The following is a 7,403-nucleotide window of genomic DNA, read 5'->3' as shown; positions in this document are numbered from 1 at the left end:
AAATCCTTATCTGGTAAGAGACTTAATTGATTAGTTTGCTCTAGAGCAAAAACAATTGACAAAAATCGCTAAATGCCTTTCTATGTAAGGGTTCCATCCCTTATAACCCCCGTCCATTGCATAACACAAACCGAAGAGCCAATTTTTTGTACTCGTCACAGTAATTGTAACACATACTTTCCAAAGAAAAAAGTTTTTCTGCTTTCAACTTAGCCAGGGAAACTTTGTCTTTAATTTCATCTAACATAAGTATTTTGTTGTTCAAGTCGTCTATATCATCAAGCTGAAAAAAAGTCACTTCATTTTCTCGAAAGATTTCCCTAAATGTCGGAATATCAGAACAGATAATCGGAATTTCTAAATTAGCTGCTTCCACTAGAGCTAAACCAAATCCTTCCGAGCGAGATGGAAAAACAAAAACGTCAATATTAATCGCGGTTTCCCAGGGATTTTCTCGATAGCCTGTAAAAACACATCTTTGGGCAACTCCTAGTTTTTCTGCCAAGAGTTCCAATCGATTAATGTCTTGAGATGTTCCCCCTATTGCTATCAGATGGTACAGGGTATTTTTCTGTAACACTTGTATAATTTGCTCCACTCCTTTTCTTTTATTTAGGATAGAAACTGTACCTATGACAATTTTATCTCCAGTTTTTCCATCACTCTCTTTGATTGTCTTTATACTGTCATCCATTTTTTTTATTCCATTGTAAATTACAGTGGTATTTTTATAGCCAAGTCCTTGATAGTATCTTTCCATTGTCTGACTTATGCAAATTGCTAAATCTAATTTTCGGCAGGCTAGGTTCCATAAATTTCCCCATATATAACCTAGTAGAGAGCCTTTGTCGTATCTGAGTTCATCGACGTGATAGCCATGAATGGTTGTAATCTTTATGCCTTTAATCTTATGGTAATTAATGGCAAGGTACAGATCGGGTTTTAATCCATGGGAGTGGACTATATCGTAATTTTTTAACTCCTGACAAAAACCGTTGAAACTTATTCTTTGAACAGGAGCATTAAAGCTGAGGCATTTTTCTTGAGCATTAGTTTCACTAAAGTAGAATACCTTCACCTCATGCTCAGGATAAAGACTATTAGACAGCCACAGAGGTATTCTCGTTAATCCACTATCTTTGAGACGAGGAATAATATAAGCGATTTTCATATATCGTATTTGCTCTCAACTTTTATTATCTATCTTCACTGCCATTATGCTGGACTATTTTTGACAAATGTAGTGATTCGCAGTTGTCGCTTAATATATCGCATTATTACTACTGCCAAAGAGAGCAATAATTCTAGTTTTGACTGCCTTAAAACTTCCTTTCTAGCTCTAAATTCTTCCCGCAATGCTAATTTTATATCTGAGGAGCGACCACCCAGTAAAAATTCAGCAGTGGCATAATCAAATTGTTTGGGTTTTGATAATTGAGTGAACCTGAGCCAAAGATGGTAATCCATAGCACATTTATAATTATTGTCAAACCCATTTACTTCTTCTATCAAAGCTCGTTCAGAAAAAACAGTCGAATGGGGAATTGTATTTACTATGTGAAGTAGTTTTTGACTAAATTTAGGAGGACAGAAGCAACCCACTATAGTATCGTCTGTATGACTTCTCAATAGTTGATTACCGAAACACCATCGCCAGCCTTCTGAATTATAAGATGAAACCACTGACGACAGGGTTGTGTCAGCAGCAAATTTATCCCCTGCATGTAAGTGATTAATTAGAATTCCTGTTGCTAAACTTATCCCTTTATTCATAGCGTCAGAAATTCCTGCATCTGGTTCGCTTACCCAATAATCAATTACTTCCTCATACTTGCGTATAATATCAACTGTACCGTCCGTGGAACCTCCGTCTATGATGATATATTCCACGTTATCATAAGTCTGGCTAATCACACTCTGAATTGTCTGCTCTAAGTGCTTTTCTCCATTAAAAACTACCGTTATAATAGTAACCAAAGGAACTGTAAATTTTTCCGATAACTCACTTGTCTCCCCGTAGGAGTGCTTGAAATATCCCTTTGTTCTCAACCCCCCTTCTCCCTTACGTTCTGGATTTGGTGGAGATAATATGGGATATTGTAGGGGATCAGAAGTGAGCTTGCGAGTCGTGGAAAAGTTATGATTAAGATTAATTATTTTCATGATTGTTTGGAAGCGAGTAATCTTTAAGCAATCATCCAGAAAGAACCAGGTAATCGTTCTTCATTATAAGCATTGATATTATCAAGAAATACGGAACTCTTGTAATAAGATACCATAGATAAGGATGCCAAAACTTGAAACTTTTTGTTAAATTGTAGAAAAGTCTCTAGAAAGTATTGCTCGTTCCAGTATCGTGATTCTTTGAGATTCCATTCGATGGGATAATCATAGGGAAAAAATATATCGTGAATATGAACTAAGACTCCTGTTTTTAAACGGGGATAAACTTGAAGAAATTCAAACTCCACATCACTGCCAGACTTGAATACATGACTGGAATCAACGAACAGAATATCATTGGTTTGCAGGGATTCAAAAACAGACAAATCTACGGCTTCTACTTTCTGGGTAAGCAAACTAAATTCTAGAAAATCTTTACTAACATTAGCAAAGTCTTTTAAAAAATCTTGAGGATAAGGCTCGATCGAGATCAGTTGTGATTTTTGGGAATTTTCTATAAAATTCATTTTTAAAGCTGCGGCGATAATTTTAGTGCTACCACCTGAGCCAATTTCAATTATCCGAGACGGCTTTTTTTCTCTGACCATAGCATAGAGGACTTCTGCATCGCCACTAATGAGAGCAGAAGTATCTTCGGAATAACCAAATGCTGAAAAAATTTCTTTATTGTTAAATTCTAAAGCATATTTTTCTAGTAAATATTTAACCAGTTCAGTTTGCTTGTCTAGATGCCATTCAATTGAGCTAAGAGGCCTTTCTTTGCCCGCGTATGTCATAATTTCCTGACGGTTGGGTATCGGCTGATAAAAATGGTCAGTAATTAGGGTGTAGCCAATATTTCTTAAGAGGGGATTGAATATTTTTCTGGCCAGGGCAAATTTAATATTTTTTCTACCCTGTTCGGTTTGCATACGGTTAAGTAATTTATTCAACATTGTCAACCTTTACACTACTAATATTTACTGTCATGTTTTGTCGTCAAAGCCAACTGGGAACTGGCCTCCTTGATCAAACTATTACTAGCTGGTTGTTGCCTATTAAATCTTGACAAAATACTGATGCGGCAGCCTGTCACCGATAATGGGCAATTTAATTAACCGACCAGTTCAAGACCCGATTCAATAGGTATATTGGGTACATCTTAGCTGATGATCGACTTCTTGTAAAGAAAAATTTTAACCAGCTAACACCAGAAAGCGAACAAGAGTTTTCTAAGGTTATTGGTTGTCCATGCTTGATATTCCTATCCTATTAGCTTTCTGGAGAGTCATTGTACTTTGGCCGGTCAACATCTAGATTTATTCTGGCAAATCCCCAAAACGCTCTCGATAGCGTTGGAGCAATGCTTCTAAATCCTCAGCCCGCATTCTTTCCTGTTCAGCCCGCATTCTCTCTTGTTCAGCCCGCATTCTCTCTTGTTCAGTTAGCTCTGACTCCGTGGGCAGTAAATCGCCGGCAAAAGTCGCCCAACGCAGCCAAACTGCCTCAACTCCCTTATACTCCCCTTGCCAGCGTACCAAAGCTAACCCTAGCCTTTGACTGAAAAATCTTTCTCCCATCTCTAGAGATAATGGCTCGTAGTTGCCGTCTCTAAGGATAAAACCCGCCCAGTCTTCAGGATTAAAGGGATCGTACCAGAAATATTCTGGTACTCGCAAGCGGTCTTGATAGATGGCTTTCTTTTCAGTTTTATCCTGTTGAGCGGTACTTTCAGAAAGGAGTTCGATAACCACATCGGGAGCTTTCCCCTCTTGCCAAACCACCCAACTTTTTCTTTCCGCTTTGGGAACCCCCAGGACAGCAAAGAAATCGGGACCGCGAAATTCCTCGTTTTTTAACTGTGCGGCGCTGAAATAAACGAACATATTGCCGCCTACATAGCCATCTTCCCTAGCAGCTAACCAGGGTAACAAGGTATCTATGAGTATATCCATCTGGAGTTTATGTCGTTGGGTTTCCATGGGAACGCCGTCATCGCAGGGCAATTCATCTTGGGTGGGCAGTGAAAGTCGAGAAGGGGCAATAGTTGAAGTCATCGGAGCTACGCTGGTGATTAGACTTAAGGAGCTTTTTCCTCTAGCACTAGGGAAAATTTTTACTGACTAGAATTTCAGATGGGGGCAAAATATCACAGTAGTTATAGCCTTCTTCCAGGAGAGTAGAGTTTTTTTAAGCACATATTATAGGCTTGAGCTGCCTTCAATTTTTGGTACAGCAAAGGACTCTTTTCTCTACAAGACTGTTGTAGTTGCTGAAACTCGGCTTCACCCTTTTTCAGATAGGCATTGACAAGCTCTCGATTGGCCAGATAAAAAGCGATCGCGCCATAAACCTGTTCGAGGGAAAGGAGTGGAAAATTTTGGGCAATGCTTTCGGGCGATTCTCCGTTCAAGAAAGAATAGACAACTGAATCAAGGGAGATACGAGTTCCTTCAATCCAATATTCTTCTTCTCGTTGCTCGATGTACTGCTTTGTTGGGATAGAGGCTAATTTCATAGGAGCAATGTTGCTGTTTAGCTAAAAGGATAAGAAATCGCACTACCAAGTAGGAATATCATTGCTATGACTAAGGTATAGATTTTTGGCGATGTCTATTGCTCTTGCTCAAGATATCGCTATATAACTCTAAATATTTTTCTGCCTGTAACTCCCAAGTAAATTGCTGCTCCACTTTTTGCCTTGCCCGAATGCACAATTGGTTATACCTTTCTGTATCTTCTAATACCCAATTAATTCCCCGTGCCAAGTCTTCCACCTCGAAGGGTTTGGCCAGATAACCATTCTCTTGATGTTCGATCATATCAGGCATTCCACCAATTTTAAAGGCCACAGAGGGAGTGGCACAGGCGAGAGCTTCCATGACTGTATTGGGAAGATTATCCTCAATTGAGGGAGCAACAAAAATATCGGCGGCGGCATAGACTAAAGCTAGGGAAATATCATCATTTAATCTGCCTAAATAATGGGTTTTCAGTCCAAAATCAGGCGGATTAATCGGTTCAGAGGCACCGAAGACCACTAACTCTAATTTATGCTGCCATATTTCCCCCTGACTAAGTTTTTTTATGGCAGGCAGCAGCAGATGAAACCCTTTTCGGTTATCGCTTGTTGCCGTCATAGCACCGAAGAGAATAAGCTGTTTATCTTGGGGTAATCCTAAGAGATGGCGAGCAGTGTTTTTCTCGATTGGTTTATACTTTTGAATATCTAAGCCATTGGCAATTACTTCTATCCGTAAATCCTGAAATAGAGAACTATTTCTAGCGCAATCTGCTAACCATTGACTGGGGGTAACAATAGTCAGATTGAGATTTTTCCAAGCTTTGGCTTTTCGCCACCAAACCCAACGAGAAATGTCCCCATCTTGCTGACTTTTTAATTGGGGACAATGACCACAGGATTGAGTATATTTATTGCATTCTCCACTGTAATGACAACCACCCGTAAAAGGCCACATATCGTGAGCCGTCCAAACAAGAGGTTGCTTAAATTTGGCTAGGGTTTCAATTTGTAAAAACCCGGCATTAATCCAGTGTAAGTTAATAATATCTGGACTAATTTGGGCTACTCTAGAAACAAGGCGATCGGGAAGCCATTGGATAGAATAAGGTGTTCTCTCTCTTTGAGAATATAATGACAAGGGCAAGTGATCAACCGCAGGTATTAGCTTTGTCCACCCCTTCATTAATTTACTTGCTGGCGATAAAACAGTATAGTCATCAGTCGTTTTATCATTAACTAGCATAGTCGCTGCTACACTGATCCGATGTAACCCTTTATGCAGACGATGAGCGGCTATAAAAGCCCCTCCTTGACCATCAGAATTACTTAGTAAACATACTTTCATAATTTAAATAACATCTTTTCTATTTACATAGTTTTCCTTATTCTAAGAGCGGTATTTATCAAAGTCAATAAAGTTAATGTTACGGATATCAAGACTTTAATTTTCAACTAATACGGCGGTTACTCTATCCATCTGGCACAGACAAATCCTTATTGGATAAGCCTTTCGGCGTGAAAAATGTACCAGAACAAACATGAATCCGCCGTAACACTCTGAAACTTTTAGTTTAAAAAAAGCCAAGGATCGTTGAATTACAGAGGAAATTCCCAGTCAGATAAAACTTCTGCTAGAATATGATCGAGTTTATCCACTGTATCTGGATGTAACTTTTCTAGATATTGACCAGTTTTACCAGAACGCTGATGTTTCATAACCTCTATCTTTTGAACTGGGTTAGCTTTTGTCGTTAATCGAGCAATTTCTTCTTGAGAAGGATTTAATTCTAAAAATTCGGCAATTCTCTCAATAAATTCTGGGGTTTGAGCCGTGAAAAAGTCATATTTTAAATAAATAGAGTTTTGAGCAGTATCTCGAAGATGCTTGTATTTATTGTACAAAGGTACTACCCAAGTCTTCGATTCTTCCAGAACATATTGATCTATCCCCTGTTCTTGTAGTCTTTTCCTTCTTTCAAGAAACTCCTTCCTACTAATATCGTTCAGAGGTTCAGGATGGGTAAAAGCAAAGGAAAAATAAGCAGAGATAAGCACGTCTCTTGGATCTCTGAGAAAGAAAATATTTTTAAACTTATCTCTACCGGGAAAATCCAAAGGAACTCTTTGCGGCCCATATATTTTACCATGAAGAGAATAAAGGTCGCTGTAGGATTTTTCTAGGAAATTTTGGAGACAATCGATGTGAGGAGTGCCTAAATTAAATTTATTTCCCAAATGCCAGATGGCTCCAGCATAGTCCACCAATTCATAATCAGAATTTTTCAAGATTACACTAAATAATTGAGGCACAAAACTCGAAGCGCATTTATGAGTGGTGTAAAAGATAGCCGATTTGGGGTTTTCCGTATTTTTATAAACACTGATAATTTTTTTCTGCAATGTGACACTGTGAATTTTTGTCACAATTTTATGAGATAATTTGCTCAATAACATTACGAATAGCTCAAAAGCGTATATGATTTACAGATATAATAACACATAATTTATACTTTTGGAATGCCTATTGTAGGAAAATCCAAGTATAATTCAGATGATATTCTATTGGATACACAGGGGGAGCATCTCACCTTTGCAATGAGCATAAATACTTAGTGGAAAAATAGGCTTTTCGAGGGTAATTCTTGTTTTAATTCTCCATGTACGCAGTCTTTAAAAGCCTCTATTTCGTTCCAAGACACGATTAAGAGTGGCTTTT

The 7,403-nt window shown here is 38.4% G+C and carries 7 protein-coding genes; all 7 read right to left on the bottom strand.

Features of this window, described 5'->3' with window-relative positions; genetic code table 11:
- Window positions 1-100: 100 nt before the first annotated feature.
- The 7 genes from PX481_RS14145 to PX481_RS14115 all read right to left on the bottom strand — a co-directional run bounded on the left by PX481_RS14145 (window position 101) and on the right by PX481_RS14115 (window position 7,111).
- Window positions 101-1,171: a glycosyltransferase family 4 protein gene (locus PX481_RS14145; protein WP_288094792.1), complete on the bottom strand. Its 1,071-nt coding sequence runs from the start codon at window positions 1,169-1,171 to the stop codon at window positions 101-103.
- A 44-nt stretch (window positions 1,172-1,215) separates the two neighbouring features.
- Window positions 1,216-2,163 carry a glycosyltransferase family 2 protein gene (locus PX481_RS14140; protein WP_002758871.1) on the bottom strand — a complete coding sequence of 316 codons (948 nt, stop codon included), beginning with the start codon at window positions 2,161-2,163 and terminating at the stop codon, window positions 1,216-1,218.
- A gap of 23 nt (window positions 2,164-2,186) precedes the next feature.
- On the bottom strand, window positions 2,187-3,119 hold the full coding sequence (locus PX481_RS14135) for a class I SAM-dependent methyltransferase (protein ID WP_002758869.1): 933 nt from the start codon (window positions 3,117-3,119) through the stop codon (window positions 2,187-2,189).
- Window positions 3,120-3,482: 363 nt separating this feature from the next.
- Window positions 3,483-4,220 carry a Uma2 family endonuclease gene (locus PX481_RS14130; RefSeq protein ID WP_002758868.1) on the bottom strand — a complete coding sequence of 246 codons (738 nt, stop codon included), beginning with the start codon at window positions 4,218-4,220 and terminating at the stop codon, window positions 3,483-3,485.
- 101 nt (window positions 4,221-4,321) lie between these two features.
- A complete protein-coding gene (locus PX481_RS14125; RefSeq protein WP_288023352.1) occupies window positions 4,322-4,681 on the bottom strand; it encodes a DUF433 domain-containing protein in 360 nt (119 codons plus the stop codon).
- Between the two features lie 70 nt (window positions 4,682-4,751).
- On the bottom strand, window positions 4,752-6,032 hold the full coding sequence (locus tag PX481_RS14120; protein WP_288023350.1) for a glycosyltransferase family 4 protein: 1,281 nt from the start codon (window positions 6,030-6,032) through the stop codon (window positions 4,752-4,754).
- A 251-nt stretch (window positions 6,033-6,283) separates the two neighbouring features.
- Window positions 6,284-7,111 (bottom strand): sulfotransferase domain-containing protein, encoded by an 828-nt coding sequence (locus PX481_RS14115; RefSeq protein ID WP_223210613.1) that lies wholly within the window; start codon window positions 7,109-7,111, stop codon window positions 6,284-6,286.
- Window positions 7,112-7,403 lie beyond the last annotated feature (292 nt).

Source organism: Microcystis sp. M53603_WE2 (assembly GCF_030065435.1).
Note: the sequence above shows the minus strand (reverse complement) of the source record. Positions and strands in the feature narration are given on the sequence as shown.